The organism is Pseudarthrobacter woesei, from assembly GCF_055412745.1.
Genome location: NZ_JBVAYU010000001.1, coordinates 129,646 through 148,384, shown reverse-complemented (window position 1 = coordinate 148,384; position 18,739 = coordinate 129,646). Strand labels below are relative to the sequence as shown.

The 18,739-nt window shown below is 66.9% G+C and carries 16 protein-coding genes; 6 read left to right on the top strand and 10 right to left on the bottom strand.

Annotated elements, in window-relative coordinates; genetic code table 11:
* Nucleotides 1–36: 36 nt before the first annotated feature.
* The gene (locus ACZYZE_RS00675) at nt 37–1,377 is read right to left on the bottom strand and encodes an MFS transporter (protein ID WP_459318440.1); all 1,341 of its coding nucleotides are present in this window, start codon (nt 1,375–1,377) and stop codon (nt 37–39) included.
* 77 nt (nt 1,378–1,454) lie between these two features.
* Nucleotides 1,455–2,213 (bottom strand): LamB/YcsF family protein, encoded by a 759-nt coding sequence (locus ACZYZE_RS00670; protein ID WP_463905656.1) that lies wholly within the window; start codon nt 2,211–2,213, stop codon nt 1,455–1,457.
* Between the two features lie 107 nt (nt 2,214–2,320).
* On the opposite strand from ACZYZE_RS00670, the gene ACZYZE_RS00665 reads away from it, so the two are divergent.
* Complete coding sequence (locus tag ACZYZE_RS00665; protein WP_463905654.1) at nt 2,321–3,028, top strand: GntR family transcriptional regulator; 708 nt, start codon at nt 2,321–2,323, stop codon at nt 3,026–3,028.
* A gap of 147 nt (nt 3,029–3,175) precedes the next feature.
* Here the strand turns inward: ACZYZE_RS00665 and ACZYZE_RS00660 are convergent, their stop codons facing one another.
* The 6 genes from ACZYZE_RS00660 to ACZYZE_RS00635 all read right to left on the bottom strand — a co-directional run bounded on the left by ACZYZE_RS00660 (nt 3,176) and on the right by ACZYZE_RS00635 (nt 12,681).
* A complete protein-coding gene (locus tag ACZYZE_RS00660) occupies nt 3,176–6,715 on the bottom strand; it encodes a glycosyl hydrolase (protein WP_463905653.1) in 3,540 nt (1,179 codons plus the stop codon).
* A 204-nt stretch (nt 6,716–6,919) separates the two neighbouring features.
* Nucleotides 6,920–7,981 (bottom strand): LacI family DNA-binding transcriptional regulator, encoded by a 1,062-nt coding sequence (locus ACZYZE_RS00655; RefSeq protein WP_459318444.1) that lies wholly within the window; start codon nt 7,979–7,981, stop codon nt 6,920–6,922.
* Nucleotides 7,982–8,006: 25 nt separating this feature from the next.
* On the bottom strand, nt 8,007–9,482 hold the full coding sequence (locus tag ACZYZE_RS00650) for a glycoside hydrolase family 1 protein (protein WP_459318445.1): 1,476 nt from the start codon (nt 9,480–9,482) through the stop codon (nt 8,007–8,009).
* A complete protein-coding gene (locus tag ACZYZE_RS00645; RefSeq protein ID WP_463905652.1) occupies nt 9,479–10,393 on the bottom strand; it encodes a carbohydrate ABC transporter permease in 915 nt (304 codons plus the stop codon). Before ACZYZE_RS00645 ends, ACZYZE_RS00650 begins: the two co-directional genes overlap by 4 nt.
* Nucleotides 10,390–11,385, bottom strand: coding sequence for a carbohydrate ABC transporter permease (locus ACZYZE_RS00640; RefSeq protein ID WP_459318446.1), 996 nt, complete (start codon nt 11,383–11,385; stop codon nt 10,390–10,392). The genes ACZYZE_RS00645 and ACZYZE_RS00640 overlap by 4 nt, the downstream gene beginning before the upstream one ends.
* 3 nt (nt 11,386–11,388) lie before the next feature.
* Nucleotides 11,389–12,681, bottom strand: coding sequence for an ABC transporter substrate-binding protein (locus tag ACZYZE_RS00635; protein WP_463905650.1), 1,293 nt, complete (start codon nt 12,679–12,681; stop codon nt 11,389–11,391).
* A 314-nt stretch (nt 12,682–12,995) separates the two neighbouring features.
* Here ACZYZE_RS00635 and ACZYZE_RS00630 point away from each other — a divergent pair, with 314 nt between their 5' ends.
* Nucleotides 12,996–14,951, top strand: a complete 1,956-nt coding sequence (locus ACZYZE_RS00630; RefSeq protein WP_459318448.1) for a pectate lyase-like domain-containing protein — start codon at nt 12,996–12,998, stop codon at nt 14,949–14,951.
* 179 nt (nt 14,952–15,130) lie between these two features.
* A complete protein-coding gene (locus ACZYZE_RS00625; RefSeq protein ID WP_459318449.1) occupies nt 15,131–15,466 on the top strand; it encodes a hypothetical protein in 336 nt (111 codons plus the stop codon).
* A gap of 55 nt (nt 15,467–15,521) precedes the next feature.
* Here ACZYZE_RS00625 and ACZYZE_RS00620 read toward each other — a convergent pair whose 3' ends face one another.
* Nucleotides 15,522–16,286, bottom strand: a complete 765-nt coding sequence (locus tag ACZYZE_RS00620) for a LysR family substrate-binding domain-containing protein (RefSeq protein WP_463905648.1) — start codon at nt 16,284–16,286, stop codon at nt 15,522–15,524.
* A gap of 89 nt (nt 16,287–16,375) precedes the next feature.
* Here ACZYZE_RS00620 and ACZYZE_RS00615 point away from each other — a divergent pair, with 89 nt between their 5' ends.
* Nucleotides 16,376–16,780 carry a DUF5997 family protein gene (locus ACZYZE_RS00615; protein ID WP_459318451.1) on the top strand — a complete coding sequence of 135 codons (405 nt, stop codon included), beginning with the start codon at nt 16,376–16,378 and terminating at the stop codon, nt 16,778–16,780.
* Between the two features lie 75 nt (nt 16,781–16,855).
* Here ACZYZE_RS00615 and ACZYZE_RS00610 read toward each other — a convergent pair whose 3' ends face one another.
* Complete coding sequence (locus tag ACZYZE_RS00610; protein ID WP_459318452.1) at nt 16,856–17,239, bottom strand: VOC family protein; 384 nt, start codon at nt 17,237–17,239, stop codon at nt 16,856–16,858.
* Between the two features lie 148 nt (nt 17,240–17,387).
* On the opposite strand from ACZYZE_RS00610, the gene ACZYZE_RS00605 reads away from it, so the two are divergent.
* Together ACZYZE_RS00605 and ACZYZE_RS00600 are read left to right on the top strand one after the other, a co-directional pair.
* Nucleotides 17,388–18,002, top strand: a complete 615-nt coding sequence (locus tag ACZYZE_RS00605) for a hypothetical protein (RefSeq protein WP_459318453.1) — start codon at nt 17,388–17,390, stop codon at nt 18,000–18,002.
* A gap of 47 nt (nt 18,003–18,049) precedes the next feature.
* Nucleotides 18,050–18,688, top strand: coding sequence for an NADPH-dependent F420 reductase (locus ACZYZE_RS00600; protein WP_459318454.1), 639 nt, complete (start codon nt 18,050–18,052; stop codon nt 18,686–18,688).
* The last annotated feature ends 51 nt before the right edge of the window (nt 18,689–18,739 follow it).

Sequence of the window (18,739 nt, the reverse complement as noted above, 5' to 3'; positions counted from 1 at the left end):
CGTTGCCTGTTGCCGGTGGAAAGGGATCCGCGCCGCTTAGGCGTGGGCTTCCTGCAGGAGCCGCTCTTCTTCCTGGGTCTGCGGGTTCCGGCCGAGGGCCAGTCCCACGACGGTCACGATCGAGGCGACCGCGAGGTAGCCCGCGATCAGGTACCAGTTGCCGGTCAGGGCGTACAGGGCGGTGAAGATCAGCGGTGCGACGGCGCCGCCGATCACGCCGGCCAGGGTGTAGGCCAGCGAGCTTCCGGCGTAGCGCAGCCGGGCCGGGAACTGCTCGGTGATGTAGGCGGCCTGCGGACCGTACATAAAGGCGTGGAAGGCCAGGCCGATCACGACGCCGATGGTGAGCATGGCGACGGACTTGCCCTGGATCATCCAGAAGAACACCGGAATGTAGAGTGCGGTGCCGATGGCGGCGATGCCGTACACGAGGCGGCGGTTGAAGCGGTCCGTGAGGGCGCCGGCCGCCGGGATCAGGAACAGCTGGAAGGCAGAGCCGATCAGGATCGCGCCGAGGACGTTGCCGGTGGTCATGCCCAGCTGCTTGGTGGCGTAGACGGCCACGAAGACGGTGAAGAGCGCGTAAAGCACGTCGGGGCAGACGCGGGAGAGTGCGGCGGCGACGAGGGCGCGCGGTTCCTTGGTGAAGACCTCCTTGATGGGGGCCTTGGGCTGCTCACCGTGGGCCTGGATGGCCTTGAAGACGGGGGTTTCCTCGAGCTTGAGCCGGATCAGGAGGCCGAAGACCACCAAGAGGGCGGAGGCGAGGAAGGCGACGCGCCAGCCCCATGAGAGGAAGGCTTCGTTGCTGAGGGTCGCGGCGAGCAGGGCCAGGACGCCGTTGGCCATCAGGTTGCCGGCGGGCGGGCCGATCTGCGCGGCGGAGGACCAGAAGCCGCGCTTGTTGGCGTCGCCGAATTCGCTGGAGAGCAGGACGGCACCGCCCCATTCGCCGCCGACGCCGATGCCCTGGGCCAGGCGCAGCAGCACCAGGATGATCGGGGCGGCGACGCCGATGACCGAGTAGTCGGGCAGCGCACCGATCAGGACGGTGGCGATGCCGATCAGCATCAGGGTGACGACGAGGACGTGCTTGCGGCCGATCTTGTCCCCGAGCCGGCCGAAGATCACACCGCCGATGGGGCGGGCGAGGTAGCCCACCGCGAAGGCAGAGAAGGAGAGCAGCAAGCCGACGAATTCGTCGTTGCCCGGGAAGAAGATTTTGGGGAACACAAGGGCCGAGGCCACGGAATAGATCGCGAAGTCGTAGTACTCCAACGAGGTGCCCGTGAGGCTGGCGACGTACGCCTTCAGGGCGCCGGGCGGCAGTTTCTTCTTCTTGATGGCGGCCGGAGTGGCCTGCTGCGGTGCGGTCATGATTTTCCTCCAGGGTGCGGGATGCTTGCGTGCGAGTGCGGATGAAGCCGGCGGAACCGGGGTGATGCCCTACGTGTCTAGACGAAAGCGGCGGTGGTGATGCCCGCGACGCCGAGGGCCTCGCGGACCGCGGCGGCCATGGTGACGGCTCCCGGGGAGTCGCCGTGGACGCAGATACTCTCTGCGCGGATCGTCAGGATGGAGCCGTCGATCGTGCGGACCGCGGAATCGGTGGCCATCCGGAGGACATGCTCAGTGACCTCGGCGTGGTCGTGCAGGACGGCTCCGGGGAGCGTGCGGGACACGAGCGTTCCGTCCGGGTTGTAGGCCCGGTCGGCGAAGGCTTCGGTCACGGCGCGGAGTCCCGCGGCCTCGGCCAGGCGCAGCACTTCCGAACCCGGCAGGCCGAGGATGGGCAGGTTCGGATCAACAGACTTCACGGCGTCGACGACGGCTTGCGCCTGCGCGGTGTGCGCCACGATCGCGTTGTAGAGGCCGCCGTGCGGCTTCACGTACCTGACCCTGCCGCCTTCTGCGGCGGCCAGCGCCTGCAGCGCGCCGATCTGGTAGACGACGTCGTCCGCCAGTTCAATGGGATCGATGTCCAGGAAGCGGCGGCCGAAACCGGCGAGGTCCCGGTAGCCGACGTGGGCGCCGATCACGATGCCCGCCGCCACGGCCTCGCGGCAGGTTTGACGGATGACGCTGGGGTCGCCGGCGTGGAATCCGCAGGCCACGTTGGCGCTGGATACCGAGCGGAACATTGCCGTGTCGTCGCCCAGCGTCCAGCGGCCGTAAGACTCGCCGACGTCGCTGTTAAGGTCGATGGTTGCCATTTTGTGATCCTCGTCTCATGGTAGCCCCCTCTAAGGATGCATCAATTTGGCCGATTGTTCAACAATCTGACGATTCAGCTTTGGAACAATCGTGTAGATTCGGCACTATGACCACTTCCGAGACGGGATCCCGCAGCCAGGCTGCGCAGGCAGCACAGGCGGCGTCAGCGGCGCGGCTGCGCGTCACCGTCCCCTCAGTGGCGGACCGGGTGGCGGCCGAGCTGCGCCTGCAACTGGCCGAAGGGGTGCTGCTGCCCGGCATCCGGCTGACCGAGTCGACCATCGCGGAGGACCTCGGGGTGTCCCGAAACACGGTCCGGGAAGCTTTTGCCGAACTCGCTGCGGAGCGGCTTGTGGTCCGGCTCCCCAACCGCGGCGTGTTCGTGGCAAGCCTGGGACCGGGCGACGTCCACGACGTTTATACGGTCCGCCGCGCCCTCGAGGTCAGCGCCATCCGCGGCGGGGGCAGCCCCGAACGGATTGCCGTGGTCCGGGCCGCGGTCGAGGAAGGCAAGGCAGCGGCGGCTGCCGACGACGAGGAAGCCCTGGGCACCGCCAACCAGCACTTCCACGGCGCCATCGTGGCGCTGGCCGAAAGCCGGCGGCTGGATACGGTTATGTCCCAGATCCTCGCCGAGATGCGCCTGTTCTTCCACAAGGCCACCGTGGACGCGCACTTCTACCGCGGCTACCTTGCCGACAACGAGGCAATCTGCGCGGCCCTGGAAGCCGGGGAACTGGACCGGGCCGGCGACTTGCTGCTGGCCTATCTGAACCGCTCGGAGGAGAAGCAGAGCTCCGTCCACGGGGAGTAGGCACTGGCGCCGCTCGGACCTGACCTGCAGCGTCGACCCCCGTGGGCTTACCCAACGGCCCTGGACTGTACGGGGCAAGCAAACGGCCGCTGCAGCCCTCCGTGAGGCGGAGCTGCAGCGGCCGCGGCCGGCTGCCTTTCTTGGGGGCTACTTGATTGTGGCCGTGGTGGTGAGCCAGGCACCCGTGCCGACGTCGCTGACAGCTGCGATCCGGACCGAATAGTTCGTCTTTCCCAGCAGTCCCGTGATCTTGGCACTCGTCGCGTCGCTGACACCATCGCCGAAAGTCCGCCATTTCAGGCCATCGGTGGACGTCTCAATCAGGTAATCGGTGATGGGAGAACCGCCGTCGGATATCGGGGCCGTCCAGGACACCAGCAGAGATTTCCCCTGCACCTTCGTCACCGCACCGCGCGGAGCGGCGGGCGGGGAGAACGTGCTTGCAGCGACGGGCCGGGAGAACTCCCCCGATGCCGCTCCGGACAAGGCCTGCACCCTCACCTGGTACTCGGTGCCAGGAGTAAGCCCCGTGATCCGGGCTCCCGGCGTGGACGTTACCGCGTCGTAGACGTTCGTCCACTCCAAGGCCCCTGCAGCCCGGCGTTGCAGCCGGTAGTCGGTGATCCGGGTTGCGCCGGTGACCGCCGGGGCCATCCAGGCCACGTCGATTGCTGAGCCGCTGACGGGACTCAGCCTCACTTCGCCGGGGACGCCGGGAGCTGCAGGTGATTCGGGCTCGGGAGCGGGTCCGCCAAGGGTGAGCCCCGCGAAGGGCAGCCTGAGCACCGAGGTGGCGAGGTCGATGGTGGACGGCGAGTTGCCCAGAACATTCCACAGCTCGACTTTCACGGCCCCGTTCACTAGTGCGCCGAGCTCGCCCTCGACGGAAGCAAAGCCGCGCTCGGCCGTGTACCGCTCGTATCCTTCCACCGGATCGGTGGCCAGGTAGTTGTAGGTTTCGATCCGGTCGTAGGTGCCGTCACCGGTCAGGTCGTAAGAGACCCTGAGGCGTGTGCCGTTCCCGACACCAGACGTGTCGACCCCAATATCGAACGCGGTCCGGCTGCCAGCGAAGGACCCGTTCAAGTTCTTTGCGGTTAGCGAAAGTCCGGATGCGGGGTCTCCGACGGCGTCCCCGCCGGTACGCGCCCCGAGCGTTGCCGTCGGTTCCGTCCCGGGTTCGGCGAGGAAAGAGCCGACGGCACTGAGGTAGAACGGCGTCGTTGTGGGCGCCGGTGGATCGGTCGGATCACCGGGAACTTCGGTGCCACTCGGCGCTCCGCCGCCGCTCCAGGTCTGCGCGCCGGACGTTGCCGTCTTACCGGCGGCGACGTCGAGAACGGTGCCGTCGGAGAAGGTCACCTTGAGGGGATCCGGCGTGATGTTGCCCGCCACGTAGGTCCTGGCACCGTCCTTGGTGAATACGGCTGCCATCGGATCGTCGGCGTGGATGCCGCTGTCCAGCGTTCCGAGGGATGCAAGGTTGGCAATCCAGTGGTAGGTGTGGGCCCGGCTCTCCCCTTCCTCCTCGGGGTACTCACGGTCGTTATCCAGTGCGGCAAGCGCTGCCGGCCCGTCACCGAGGGCCAGGTAGGACCACAGGATGTCCTGCCACACGGTCGGGTTGCCATTGTTCACGTCAACCATTTCGGCGAAGTTGGACACAACGTCATCCGGGCGCAGGCCCAGGTACAGGTGACCGCCGGTGATCGGCAGGGTGTTGATGCCCTGGATCATCTCGGCTTCGGCGCTGAACCACGTGGAGTAGGTGCCGCCGTCGCCCCAGATCATGCCGGCGGTGCTGTGCCCGAATGAGTCGGGCATGGCGCCGGATTTGTCGAACCAGTACTGCTGAATTGCGGCTGTCTGCGTGGCGTAGAGATAGATGCCGGCGTCACGGGTGGCGGTGTCGCCTGTGGCCGTTCCCCACTGGATGAGACCGTTGGCGAAGTTCTGCCCCTCGGAGCTGGATTCCTGGTTGTTCCCGGCGCCGAAGGCGCCATGACCTGAAGCCCAGTCGTGGCCCGCATAGATGTCGAAGTCGCGCAGGTACGGGTAGCGCGTGTCGGCGCGATCAAAGTTGTTGGCGTCCGCGATCAGTTCATCCACCATGCTCCCGTAGCCAGCATCCGCCGCCCACTCTGGTTCGAACCGTGCCAGGGTGGCAGCCGCCACCACGAAGTAGCCGTAGTGGAAATGGTGGTCGTTGAGCTCCTTATCGGAGCCGTACGACGCCGGGAACCCGACCAGGGTGCCCCAGTTGGAGTTGTACGCGAACACCTGTTCGGTCTCGCCGGGTGAGGCGGTGAACCAGTTGGTGAGGGTCTCCTTCATCTGGGCCAATGCCGTGTCACGCACGGCCGTGCGGTCGAGCTGGTCGGCGATCTCCACGATGCGGGCGGCGCGGCCGAGGGCCTTGCCGGTCCAGTAGGTGTCGTCCTTGTCGATGCTCATCGGGTCGGCCGCCACTTGGTCCAGAAGGGCGTCCAGGCGGGCGTTGGCGTCACCGGCCCCGGTCGCTACGGCGGGAACTTCTGGCAGCACACCCGTGAAGGGTGTGGCCGTGGTGAAGGAGGTTGCCCCGACCAGCGTGGTCATCGCACCGCGCGGGGACACGTAGGTGCGGTCCAGGGTCGCTCCGGCCGATGGTCCGTCGCCGGTCACGCCATCGAGGTAGGCGCTCTGGTGCGGGTAGAGCGACAGCACGGTGCCGGAGTTGGTTCCCTCCTGAACCTTGGTCTCGGCCGAGTAGGTGGTCTCAACCACGCTACCGGCCTCGTTGTAGACGAAATCAGCCCGGGTTCCGGTGACCTTGGCGTACGCGTACGGCGTGTAGCTGTCGGCGACTGCCGTGCGCGCCGCGTCCGTGTCGGTGGGGCTCGTCGGCAGTGCGGCAATGGAGAGATAACCCTTCCCGTCGAGGGTGCTGCTCAGTTTCGAGCCGGAGGCAGTCCAGGCTGCGCCGGTGGGGGCAAATGCGACGTAGTCACCGCCCCCGGAGCTGAAACCGATGCGCTCACCGTCATTGAGCCAGACGCGCAGGTCGGCTCCTGCGGTGATGACGGCGTCTCCGCCGGCGATGTCGTACCAGCTGAAGGGGAGGCCATGGCCGATGGTTGCGGTCATCGACCGGGTGCCGTCGCTCCACGAGGGGGTGACGGTCCAGTCGGTCCAGTCGGCGACCTCGACGACCGGGGCGGTGAGTCCAGCGACGCCGACCATCACGTCCTGTGCGTAGGCGTAGTGGAATTCACCGATGCCGCCCGGGGTTCCGCTCATGGTCGGCGTCGTAGTGTTTGAGAGTCCCAGGCCGGCGGCCTGGGGAAGGTAGGAAAGGGGGTGGGCGTGCAGTGGCTCACTGCCCACGCAGTTGTACTTTTTGAAGAGGAGCGATGACCACCAGTCATTGGTGGGGACAGCTCCGGCCGGGGCGGTGTCGGTCACATAGGCGCGGGCGTCCGTTGCAAGTGCCGCACACCCTTCCGGCGCCGGGCCGATGGCGTCCGTGGTGTAACTGCCGCTCCCCACGGGCATGGTTTCGGCCCTTGCGGCGCCCGTTGCGGCGAAGCCGCTCAAGAGCATGGCGGCAACCGTGATCAATGAGATCCGGCCGGTCCGCGATCTAGCGATTCCGGTCTTCCCCGGGCTCGCCGCTGCCGCCCCGGATTGGTGGTGGATGCTCATCATGTGCTCTCCCTGTTTTTTCGTGTCGCGTCGTTGCTTCACGGGCAAGCCACCCATGGGTCACCCCTTAGGGGATTGTGGGAGCGCTCTCACACAGGCTAAGCATTGATGACCGAAACCACAAGGATTTTCTTGAAGCCCGCCCCGACACGGTTTTCGGGGCCCCGCTTTAAGGCGCTGCTTTCCGCCGGACTTGCCGCCTCGGGCTCAGGCGGACCTGCCTGCTGTACTGCCTCGGACCACCAGATGGGCCGGGTAGATCACGGGTTCCAGCCGTAATTCCGGGTTCTCAATCCAGGAGATCAGCAGTTGCCCGGCCGTCACGGCCATATCCACCATGGGCTGGTTCACCGTGGTGAGGCTGAGGCCGTTTACCGCCGCAAGCGCGTGGTTGTCGAACCCCACCACCGCCACGTCCCCGGGCACGCCCCGGCCCTGGCGCCGAACAGCCTCGATCACGCCCAGCGCCATGAGGTCCGACGCCGCGAAAACTCCGTCCAACTCCGGCACGTCCGCTAGCAGGCGTCGTGCAGCGTCCGCGCCGCCTGCCGTCGTGAAGTCCCCGTGGATGACGGGACCGGCCTGCAGGCCGGCCTCAAGCAGTCCCTGCTGCCAGCCGTCCAGGCGGTCCGCGGCAGCGGGCATGTCGGCCGGGCCGGCCACGGTTCCGAGCCTGGTGCGTCCAATGGAGGCCAGGTGGCGGGCGGCCAGGCGGCCTCCCTCAAAATTGTCCAGGTCCACAAAAGGGACAGCGAGCTTGTTGTCCCAGGGTCTGCCGATGAAAACAGTGGGAAGGCCCGTCGTGGCAAGGGTCTCCGCCCAGTCGTCGGCACGGTGGTGGGAGACCACGATCGCTCCGTCCACGTGGCCGCCGCGCAGGTACCGGAGGGTCCGGGCCGAGTCGTCACCTGCCCGGGACATCAGGAGCACCAACTGCATGTCGGTGCTACGGAGCGCTTCATTGACGCCGGTTATGACGGCAGCGAAGAAGGGATCCATCATGACGCGCGCGTCCGGCTCGGGAATGACCAGGGCAATTGACGAGGTCCGGCGGGTGACCAGGCTGCGTGCCGCCCGGTTCGGGGTGTAGGCAAGCGCTACGACGGCGGCCTCCACGGCCGCCTGGGCTTCCGGGCTCACCCGGGAGCCACCGTTGATGGCCCGCGAGGCAGTCGAGCGGGATACGCCCGCCGCCTTCGCGAGGTCTTCAAGGGTGGGGCTCGGCCTCGCCGGTTCTGGCCGGACACCCCGGTGGATCTGTTCGCTCATCACCTTGAGAATACGACATCCCCGGTCATCCCACGTGCGAGGACACCTTGCCGGCAGGCAAACCGTTCGACGCCGCCACCTTCGCGTACCAGAGGCCGCTGGCCTTGGGGATCCGCTCCAGGGTCTCGTAGTCCACCCGGACCAGCCCGAAGCGCTGGTGGTACCCGTAGGCCCACTCGAAGTTGTCCAGCAGCGACCAGGCCAAGTAGCCGCGGACGTCCGCACCGGCGTCGATCGCCTCCCGCACCGCGCGCAGGTGGGCGTCAAAATAGGCCAGCCGGTCCTGGTCGTCAACGAAGCCGTCAGCGTCGGGAACGTCCGGATAGGCGGCGCCGTTCTCCGTCATGTAGAGCGGGATGCCGGCCGGACCCGTGTATTCGCTCTGGAGCCGCACCAGCAACCGGTATAGACCCTCGGGCTGGACCTCCCAGCCCATGCCGGTCACCGGCAGCCCGCGCGGCACCGAGTGCACGCCGTCGGCGGCAACAAACGGTGATGCCGCCGGCCGGCCGGCGGACTCCGGCGCGGCCTGCGCCGTCGTCGTCACGGTTTCCGGGCGGTCCGGCTGCGCGGCAGGGGACGCCGCCCTGGTGAGGGCCTCGCCCTGGTAGTAGTTGACACCCAGCAGGTCCACGGCCGCGGAGATGACGGCCAGATCACCGGCTTGCACGACGGTGTCGAAGCCTAGCCCGGCGACATCGTCCAGCACGTCTGCGGGGTAACTGCCGCGGAAGAGCGGATCCAGGAAGATCCGGTTGTGCAGCCCGTCGATGCGGCGGGCCGCATCCCGGTCGTCCGCGGAGCCGGGGTCGGCCGGATCCGCAACCGTGAGATTCAGGGTGATGCCAAGGCTCATGTCCGGGTCTCGCCGGCGCAGTTCGGCGACGGCAAGCCCGTGCCCGAGCAGCAGATGGTGGGCAGCGGCAAGGGCTGCTGCCGGTTCCTGCCGTCCCGGGGCGTGGACACCGGCGGCGTAGCCAAGGAACGCCGAACACCAGGGTTCATTGAGGGTGGTCCAAATCCGGACCCGGCCGCCGAGGGCCTCGTGCATCACGGCGGCGTACTCGGCGAAAAGCCGGGCGGTCTCCCGGTTAGCCCAGCCTCCCAAGTCCTCCAATGCCTGCGGCAGGTCCCAGTGGTAGAGCGTCAACCATGGGGTGATGCCTGCGGCCAGCAGTTCATCCACGAGACGGGAGTAGAACGCGATCCCTTCAGGGTTCGGTGTCCTTCCGTCCGGCATGCAGCGGGCCCATGACACCGAAAACCTGTACGCCTTCAGGTGCAGCGACTTCATCAGGGCCACATCCTGGGCGCACCGGTGGTAGTGGTCGCAGGCGATGTCGCCGTTGTGGCCGTCGGCGACCGCACCGGGAACCCGGCAGAAGGTGTCCCAGATTGAGTCCTTCCTGCCGCCGATGTGGGCGGCCCCTTCAATCTGGTAGGCAGCAGTCGCGGCCCCCCACAGAAAATCTTCGGGGAATGAAAGCGGGGTGGTGTTCATCCTTTTACTGCTCCTTGCATAATTCCGGAAACGAGCTGGCGGCCTGCAGCGACAAACAACAGCAGCAGTGGAACGGTGGCCAGGACCGCACCAGCCAGCACCACCGAGTAGTCCACAAAGTGTGCGGCCTGCAGCAGCTGCAGCGCCACCGGCAGCGTCGGGTTGGAGGGGTCGAGGACGATGAACGGCCAGAAGAAGTTCGTCCACGTGGCTACGAAGGTGAACAGCGCCAGCATCGCGGCAGCGGGCCGGGCGGCCGGAAATCCGATGTACCAGAAGGCCTGGATCATCGAGGCGCCGTCCATCCGCACCGCCTCGATGAGCTCGTCCGGCAGGGCGTCCCGGAGATACTGGGTCATCCAGAACACTCCGAAAGCCGTGACGACCCCGGGAATGATGACGGCCCACAGGGAGCCGGTCCAGCCCAGTTTGGACATCACGATGAACAGCGGGACCACGCCCAGCTGCGTCGGGACCGCCATGGTGGAGACAACGAAAACCAGCAGCCCCTTACTCCCCCGGAACCGGAGCTTCGCGAAGGCGAACCCGGCGAGGGTGGAGAACACCACGACGGATGCCGCCGTCACACTGGAGACGATGAGGCTGTTGCCCATCGCTTTCCAGAACGGGATGCTGTCGAAGACTTTCTCCGCGTTGGCGAGGAAGTTCCCGCCCGGCAGCAGCGGGATGCCGCGGCTCAGGACCGTGTTGTCGTGGCTGCCTACGAGGAAGGACCAGTACAGGGGGAAAAGGGATGCGAGCAGGACGGCGCCGAGGAAGCCATATGTCAGGAGGCCGGGTCGGCGGACGCTGGAGGAGCCCTTTTTGCGCCCGGCGCCGGACCCCCGCCGTGCCGCGGCCCGGGCGGCGCCCTTGCCGGCGCTCTGTTCGATCATGGGGATGGAGCTCATTTGCGGCCTCCCTGGCTGGCGATGCGCTTGGTGATGACGAAGTTGAGCAGGGCAATCAGCACGATCATCACAAAGAGCAGCCACGCCACGGCGGAGGCCCTGCCGAAGTTCCGCTGGCCCCAGCCGAGTTCCCAGATGTACATGGTCAGCGTCTGCCACTGCCTGTCCGCCCCGCCCAGCCCGGACTGGTCGAAGACCCGCGCCTCATCGAAAATCTGCAGCCCGCCGATGGTGGACGTGATGACCACAAAGATCACTGTCGGCCGCAGCATTGGGACGGTGACGGAGAAGAACTGCCGCAGCCGGCCGGCGCCGTCGATCGTGGCAGCTTCAAAGACATCCCGCGGGATCGCCTGCATGGCTGCCAGGAAAATGAGGGCGTTGTAGCCGATCCAGCGGAAGTTCACCATGGTGGCGATCGCGGTGTGGCTGGCGAGCGACTCGGAATGCCATCGGACCGGATCCAGGCCAATCGCTTTCAGCATCTCGTTGACCAGGCCGAACTGGTCCGCGAAGAGGTTGTTGAAAATCAGGCCCACCGCCACCGGCGCGACGACGAACGGAACCAGGACCCCCATCCGCCAGAACGTCCGGGCCCGCAGGTTCGCGTCCAGCACCGCCGCTATCACCAGGGCAATGATGACCTGGGGCACGGAGGAGAGGAGGAAGATGCTGAGGGTGTTGCCGACGGCGTTCCAGAAGTAGGGCTGCGCCAGGACGAACGCATAGTTCTCCAGGCCCGTGAACTTCCCCTGCCCGCCGATGAGGTTCCAGTTGTGCAGCGAAACCCAGCCCGTGTACAGCAGCGGGAAGAGGCCCGTGACGCCAAACAGCAGGAAGAACGGGGAAATGTAGAGGTAGGGGGAGAGTTTCACGTCCCATTTGGAGACCTGCTGGGATAAGGCCAGACGCCGGACACCGCTGCCGCCGCCGTCCGGCGGAGGTGCCTCAGCACCGGCGCTCCCGGGCTTGACCTGGTCCGTAACCGTCATGGCTTACAGGGACTTCACGGCAGTGACGAACTTCTTCCACGATGAGGCTGCATCGTCCGTCTCGTCGACATCCACACGGGTGAGGGCCTGCTGCATGGCGTCGTTGATGGCAAAGAACTTGGTGCCCTTGAACGGCGTCACTTCAACGGCCTTGGCCCGCTCGGCAAAGATCTTGCCGGTGGGGGCACCATTGAAGAACGCATTGGTCTCGCCCAGCAGCTCGCTGCTTTCCAGTGCCGCCTTCTGGCTCGGGAAGGTGCCCTTTGCGGTGAAAGCCTTGACCTGCTGCTCGGGGGCGGTCAGCCAGCCGGCCAGCTTCTTGGCCTCGGCCTGGTTTTTGCTCTGGGTCGGGACCGTCAGGTAGGAGCCGCCCCAGTTTCCGCCGCCGCCGGGGAAGACGTTGGCTACGTCCCAACCTGTAACTCCGGCTGCGTTGCCCTCGATGACCCCGAGCATCCAGCCCGGGCAGAGGGTCGTGGCAAACGCGCCTGTCTGGAAACCGGCGGCCCAGTCATCGCTCCACTGGCCCAGGTGGGCCGAGAGTCCATCATCCGTGGAGGCCTTCAGCACCCGGTTGTATGTGTCTTTTACCTTCTCGTTGTCCGTCGCGATGACGGTGCCGTCTTCCTCCTCATAGGCCTTTTCGAGCTGGTTGCTCATTCCCTGGTAGATGGCTCCTGCGGAGTCGAACCACGCCGCGCCCGGGTTGGCGGCCTTGAATGTCTTGCCGGCCTCGAAGTAGCTGTCCCAGGTCCCGCCCAGCATCTTCGCAACTTCCTCGCGCTCGGTGGGCATGCCCGCCTTCTTGAGCATCCCGGCGTTGTAGCAGACAGCCTCGGGCCCGGAATCCGTGCCGTAGCCCAGCAGCTTACCGTCAGCCGTCTTCGCGGCATCGGTCTTCCAGTCCAGCCAACGTCCTTCGACAGCCGGGTCGCTCAGGTCGGTGAAGCGGTCTGGGTACTGCAGCAGCTCGGGCAGCCAGTCGACCTCAACGCCTTCGATATCGGACAATCCGGACCCGGCTGCCAGCCGGGTGGTGAGGTTGTCGCGGGCCTCGTTGGTGGTGGCCGCCTTCTTGTGCTCGATCGTGACGTTGGGGTTCAACGTTTCGTATTCTTCAAAGAGCTTTTCGTAGCCGAACTCGTTGAACGTGCCAACGGTCAGTGTCACCGGCTTCGAACCGGTGGCTTCCTCGGCGCCGGGCTTCTCGGGAGCGGAGGAACCGCACGCCGTCAGCGACAGGGCCAGGCAGGCGGCCGCGGCCGACAGCGCAGAGAACTTGCTTGGGTTTTTCACAGGGAAGACTCCTTCGTCAAAATCCCATCCGTTTTCACAGTGCCGGAGTACAAGTTCCGTCGTCGGATGGGGGCAGCCGCACGTTCGGCGGGCCGGGCATTCCTTGTGGGAGCGCTCTCACGGACATGGTGTCCCATCTCACATCCGGTTGTCAAGAGCGGACTCCGCCCCAGGAATCGAATCCTTGCCCCAGGCAGGTGGTGGTGTTACGCTCCAGTGCGGGAGCGCTCCCACAGATTCGGTTGTCCAGCTTAGATCGACCGCCGTTTCCCGCTGCACGCGTCGAACCCGCCCCCCAAAGAACAGGACCAGCAATGCCGCTAGCCCAATTCCCCGCCCGACCAGCGGCTGTCCCGGCTGGGATTCCGCAGCCGCGGCGCCTCCGGATCCGGTCCATCGCCGGCACTGCCGTGCTCCTCATCGGCCTAATCGGCAGCGGCGGCGGAGCCGCAGCTGCCGCGGTCGCGGCCAAGCCGCAGCCCTCCTCACCCGCAGCACCCCAGGCCGCCCCGGCCGTCCCACAAGCGGGAGATCCGGGCTTCGGTCCTAACGTCCGGATTTTTGACCCCAGCATGCCGGTGGCCGAGATCCAGGCCACGGTCGACTCCATTGCGGCCGAACAGGTCGACGACGAAATGGGGTCCAAGCGGTACTCCCTGCTGTTCAAGCCCGGCACCTATGGCAGCGCCGAGGAGCCCCTCATCGTCCAGGTCGGCTATTCGACGGAGGTCGCGGGCCTGGGCGCCTCACCCACCGACGTCACCATCAACGGGCACGTTGACGTCTACAACCGGTGCCTGACCGCGGACAACTGCATTGCCCTGAACAACTTCTGGCGCTCGTTGTCCAACCTCACCATCAATGTCACCGGCCTCGAGGGCTGCCGGAGTTCGGCCAACTTCTGGGCTGCCTCGCAGGCCTCCCCCATGCGGAGGGTCAACGTCACCGGCGGCAACCTGTCCCTGATGGACTACTGCACCGCGGGACCGCAGTATGCCAGCGGTGGGTTCATTGCCGACTCGAAGACCGGCCCCGTGATCAACGGTTCACAGCAGCAGTACTTCGTGCGTGACAGCAGCATCGGCGACTGGTCCAACGGTGTCTGGAACCAGGTCTTCTCCGGAGTGGCGGGCGCCCCGGCGCAGTCCTTCCCGAATCCGCCGTACACCAACCTGGCGAGCACCCCGGTGAGCCGGGAGAAGCCATACCTCACCCTCGACGCCGCGGGCCAGTACGGCGTCTTTGTTCCCGCGGTCCGCACCGACTCCGCCGGCACCACGTGGGAAAACGGCCCGACGGCCGGGCGCAGCATCCCGTTGTCCGACTTCTACGTGGCCAGGCCCGGCGATTCAGTCAAGACGATCAACTCCCAGCTGGCTCGCGGCAAGAACCTGCTGCTGACCCCCGGGGTGTACGACATCGACCAGAGCATTGAGGTCAAGCGTGCCAACACTGTTGTGCTCGGGCTCGGCATGGCCACCCTCACCGCTATCAATGGCGCGGTTCCACTGACCGTCGCGGATGTCCCCGGCGTCGATATCGCCGCCGTCACCGTGGATGCCGGCGCGGTGAACTCGCCCGCGCTGATGCGAATTGGAAAGGCTACGAAACCTGAGGCCGGTGGAGCTTCGAACTCATTGAACCGCAGCGATCCGGCCAATCCCACCACCCTCCACGACGTGTTCTTCCGCATCGGCGGCCCGCACGTGGGCAAGGCCTCCGTGAGCCTGGAAGTCAACAGCGACAACGTGCTCCTGGACCACATCTGGGCCTGGCGGGCGGACCACGGCAACGGCGTCGGCTGGACCACCAACACGGGGGACAACGGCGTCATCATCAACGGCGACCACGTCACGGCCACCGGCCTATTCGTGGAGCACTACCAGCAGTACAACGTCATCTGGAACGGCGAACACGGCAAGACGGTGTTCTTCCAGAACGAACTGCCCTACGACGCGCCCAACCAGGCTGCCTGGCAGCATGACGGGGTCCTGGGCTGGGCCGGCTTCAAGATCGCCGATTCGGTCAAGACCCACGAACTCTGGGGCGGCGGAAGCTACGTCTACAACAACGTCGACCCCACGATTCATGCCACCCGGGGCTTCGAAGTGCCGGTCACGCCCGGAGTGAAGCTCCGCAGCCTGCTGAGCGTGAACCTCGGCGCGGGGACCCTGGACCACGTCATCAACGACACCGGAGCACCGGTCTCGACGGACGCCGTCGGGGTGCCCAGCTACGTCGCCAGCTTCGGCGGAGACAACGCCGGCTGACGCCGCCAGGTGTCCGCGCATGAAGCCCACTCCCCAGACGGTCAGCAGGCACGGCGGCGGCGGCGTCCCGGGCTCAGCCGGTCCCAGGGCCGGCAAGGGTCCCGCAAGGGTCCTGCAAGGGTCCTGCAGCAACGGCGCGCGGCCAGCTTCCGCTCAGGAGCGCTTGTTAGGGTGGAGGCATGAAACTCCGCCTCGCCGCCCTGTCCGCCGCTGCCCTCATGATCACCTTGACCGGGTGCGGACAGGTGGAGGATGCCGCCAAGAAGGCCGTGAACGACGGCGCCTCGCAGGTCGCCACGGCAGCCGCCGCCGAGGTGAAGAAACAGGCCTGCACCCTCGTGGAGGACGGCCTCGTCAGCGTGAAGGACAAAGAACTCCTCGGCGGCCTCGTGGCCGGCGCGGAATCCGCCGGGGTCCCGTCCGACATCACCACGCCGCTGAAGCAGATCGCAGCCTCGGGAGATCAGGTCCCGGCCGAGTCCGTGACGGCGCTCAAGGACGCCTGCGCGAAGTAGCGGCAGCGGACAGTAGCGGCTGCGGACCGTAGCGCGTCGGCCCGCAGAATGGAGCCTAGCGCTTGCCCTTTTTGCGTGATCCCTTGCCGCGGCCCTTGTCCGGGTTCGGTGCGTACCGCTGGGCGACCTTCGGCTTCTTGACCCCGGTTCCCCGCCGGTCCGGCTTGGGCTCCTTCTTGGGTTTTTCCTGCTGCGCCGAGGGCTGGCGTGAACTTGCCGCGGTGCGCCCGCGGACGATCCCGATGAACTCCTCCACCACTTCATCGGTGGTGTCCACCGGCCAGGCGAGGGCGATCTCCGTGGCTGGTGCGCCCGTGAGCTTGCGCGCGACAGTGTCCTTGACATTGAAGTGCCGGGCCACGGACATCGGCAGGATTACCAGGCCGGCCCCCGAGGCCACCACCTGCAGCGCCATTTCCGGTCCGCCGAGTTCGGCCACGTCCAGGAAAGTCTCCTTGGCCAGGTCCGCCAGCGCCACTTCCTCGAACACCGAAATCTCGTGGCCCTTGGGCGCCACCACCACCGCCTGTTCCTCGTACAGCGGGATGACGCTCAGGCCCTCGCGCTCCACCGGAAGCCGGACAAAGCTCAGGTCCGCGGAACCGTCGCTTAACACGGTGAGCTGGGCGCCGTCGTCGGACATAAAGGAGTGCAGCGGAACATCTGGCATGCGCTCTTCCCAGCGCCGGATCCACTTGCCCGGGGTCACGCCGGCGACGTACGCGAAGCGCAGTTCCCGTGCTGCTGCTCCGGCCGGGACGGCGGTGGTTACGTCGGAGGTTTCGTCAGGGGCTTGGGGGGATTCATCTTCTGCGGACACATGTTCACAGTACCGTCACTGCTGGAGTAAGGTCCGGCCCGGTGCCTGCCTGGTGCCCTGCGGGCCCCCGGGCCGGATACCCTTGAAGTATGACCTCTGCAAACTCCCAGTCCATGAAGCCGGCCACCGTTGCCAAGAAGCTTGGCATCCACCTGCCCGCAACACCCCAGGAGTTCCAGGATTCGGTTATTACCCGCGCCGATTTCGCCGAGCTCCAGGCCAACCCGCCGGAGTGGCTGGCGGAACTGCGCCGCACCGGCCCGCACCCCCGTCCGGTGGTCGCGCAGAAGCTGAACGTCTCCATCAGCGGCCTCGCCCGCGGCGGGGTTGAGGAAGCCCTCACGACGGCGGAAATCACCGCGCTGCTGCAGGCTCCCCCCGCGTGGCTGGTCGCCGAGCGCTCCACCCACGCCGCCGTCCGCGCCGAAGCCCAGCGGGTCAAGGACGAGGCCGAAAAGAAGGACGCCAAGAAGGCACGCGCCGCGGCCGAGTAACCCGGCTCCGCCCTCCCCGGCGAGCGGACACCGCCTCGGACGGCATCCTGTTTGTCCCGCCGGACCCGGAGCCGGTCAGTCCTGGTGCAGCTGGACGAAGTTCCCGCACCCGTCATCGAGCACCACGGTCGTCCCGCCGGGCCCCTCGGACGGCTCGCCCTGGAACATCACACCCTTGGCGGCCAGGCGCTTGTACTCTGCCCGGACATCGGGCACGCCGAAAACGATCGCGGGAATCCCGGCGTCGTGCAGGCCGTTCATATAGGTGGCCCCGATGGGGTTGTCGCTGGGCTCCAGCAGCAGGCCGACGGCGCCGCCCCCGGCACCGGCCGGGTCCTTCACAATGTAGAGGTTGTGTTCCGGCAGGGCCATCAGGGTTTCAAAACCCAGGGTACCGGTATAGAACTCATGGGCCGCGGCGGGATCCTTGACATGGACGCTGCACATTTTTAGTCGCATGGGCCCTAGGCTACGCGGGGAGGGCCCGCGAGTGAACCGGTCGCGCGGCCGGGCGCGCCGGGGGGCCATTGACGGCCCGGCCGCCAGGGATTCCAATGGAATCAGTGGAACTGCGCCCGCCCCGGGCAGCGTCCCTGGAGGTGTTGGAATGCCAGCTCTATTCGACCCCGCCCCGCTGGCGGCCTGGCACGTGTCAGCCCTGGCCGCCCTCGTCGTGTGCGCGGTTGCAGGCACCGTGTATCTGGCCCGGAAACATCTGGCGTCCGACGCCGGGCTGCCGGATGCGGTGTTCTGGGACGGTTTCGCCGGTCTCGCCGTCGTCGCCCCTGCCGTGATTCTGCCCTCCCTGGTCTCGCCGTGGGCCGGACTGCTGCTGGTTCTTGTGGCCGCGGCCACGGCGGTGGGGACCAACCTGTGGACGCCGCGGCTCTTCAGCCGGCAGGAACTCCGCCGGACCGGCCGGGAGACGGAAGCGGCCAACGCAGCAGCCGCCGTCCGGCACCGCAGCGCCCTGGCCCGATGGCAGCGCTACGAACTCGACCCGGCCCGCTGCATCGATTACCCGGCCATGAGCGACCCCCGCCGGCAGGAAACAGCCACCCTGATCAAGGCCATGAAGGCTGCCGAGCAGCTCCGGGACTCCGCGGATGCCGGCTACGCACCGGCCGTTGCCAGGCTGGAACAGGCACTGTCCGCGGCCGAACGGGCCGCCGGTGTCGGATCCGACGCCGGGCTGCCTACCGCGGATCCCGCGCGCAGCTGAGCCCGCCGGTCCACGCTCAGTCTTCGGTTATCCAGGAAGGAAGCACCATGACAGACATCACCATCATCGGCAGCGGCAACATGGCGCGGGCCATCGGAACCCGGGCCGTTGCCGCCGGGCGCGCGGTCCAGATCCTGGACCGGACCCCGGAGCATGCCGCCACGCTCGCGGCCGAGCTGGGCGGCGGCACCACCTCCGGGAGCCTCGGTGATGTCCCGGAAGGCGACATCGTGGTCCTTGCCCTGTACTTCGGCCCGGCCAAGGAAGTCGCCACGCACTATGGCGACACCCTGAGCGGCAAGATCGTCGTGGAAATCAGCAACCCGGTCAACACGGACACCTTCGATGCCCTGGTCGTCGGGCCCGGCACCTCGGCCGCCGAGGAAATCGCCGCACTGCTGCCCGGCGCCGTCGTCGTGAAAGCCTTCAACACGACCTTCGCCGGATCGCTGACCGCGGGCACCACCGGCGGGCTGCCGCTGGATGTCTTCATCGCTTCCGACTCCGAGAAGGCCCGCAACGAGGTGGCGGCGTTTGCCTCCGCCGCAGGGCTCCGGCCGCTGCAGGTCGGCGGACTGCACCATGCCCGGGAACTGGAGGGATTCCAGCTGCTGGTCATGGCGCTGCAGGCCAATCCCGCCTATGAGACGTTCAACTGGGGCACCGGGCTGAAGATCATCGAATAGGCCGCCCACCCCGTTCTCGTCCGAACGGGGGGGCGACCTTACGTGGTCCGG

Bases quoted from the DNA above. Each gene is read 5' to 3' on its own strand.
- ACZYZE_RS00650 (WP_459318445.1), bottom strand. From the start codon at position 9,482: ATGAACACCACCCCGCTTTCATTCCCCGAAGATTTTCTGTGGGGGGCC.
- ACZYZE_RS00615 (WP_459318451.1), top strand. From the start codon at position 16,376: ATGACCTCTGCAAACTCCCAGTCCATGAAGCCGGCCACCGTTGCCAAG.
- ACZYZE_RS00610 (WP_459318452.1), bottom strand. From the start codon at position 17,239: ATGCGACTAAAAATGTGCAGCGTCCATGTCAAGGATCCCGCCGCGGCC.
- ACZYZE_RS00645 (WP_463905652.1), bottom strand. From the start codon at position 10,393: ATGAGCTCCATCCCCATGATCGAACAGAGCGCCGGCAAGGGCGCCGCC.
- ACZYZE_RS00640 (WP_459318446.1), bottom strand. From the start codon at position 11,385: ATGACGGTTACGGACCAGGTCAAGCCCGGGAGCGCCGGTGCTGAGGCA.
- ACZYZE_RS00630 (WP_459318448.1), top strand. From the start codon at position 12,996: ATGCCGCTAGCCCAATTCCCCGCCCGACCAGCGGCTGTCCCGGCTGGG.
- ACZYZE_RS00655 (WP_459318444.1), bottom strand. From the start codon at position 7,981: ATGAGCGAACAGATCCACCGGGGTGTCCGGCCAGAACCGGCGAGGCCG.
- ACZYZE_RS00675 (WP_459318440.1), bottom strand. From the start codon at position 1,377: ATGACCGCACCGCAGCAGGCCACTCCGGCCGCCATCAAGAAGAAGAAA.
- ACZYZE_RS00660 (WP_463905653.1), bottom strand. From the start codon at position 6,715: ATGATGAGCATCCACCACCAATCCGGGGCGGCAGCGGCGAGCCCGGGG.
- ACZYZE_RS00670 (WP_463905656.1), bottom strand. From the start codon at position 2,213: ATGGCAACCATCGACCTTAACAGCGACGTCGGCGAGTCTTACGGCCGC.
- ACZYZE_RS00665 (WP_463905654.1), top strand. From the start codon at position 2,321: ATGACCACTTCCGAGACGGGATCCCGCAGCCAGGCTGCGCAGGCAGCA.
- ACZYZE_RS00605 (WP_459318453.1), top strand. From the start codon at position 17,388: ATGCCAGCTCTATTCGACCCCGCCCCGCTGGCGGCCTGGCACGTGTCA.
- ACZYZE_RS00600 (WP_459318454.1), top strand. From the start codon at position 18,050: ATGACAGACATCACCATCATCGGCAGCGGCAACATGGCGCGGGCCATC.
- ACZYZE_RS00625 (WP_459318449.1), top strand. From the start codon at position 15,131: ATGAAACTCCGCCTCGCCGCCCTGTCCGCCGCTGCCCTCATGATCACC.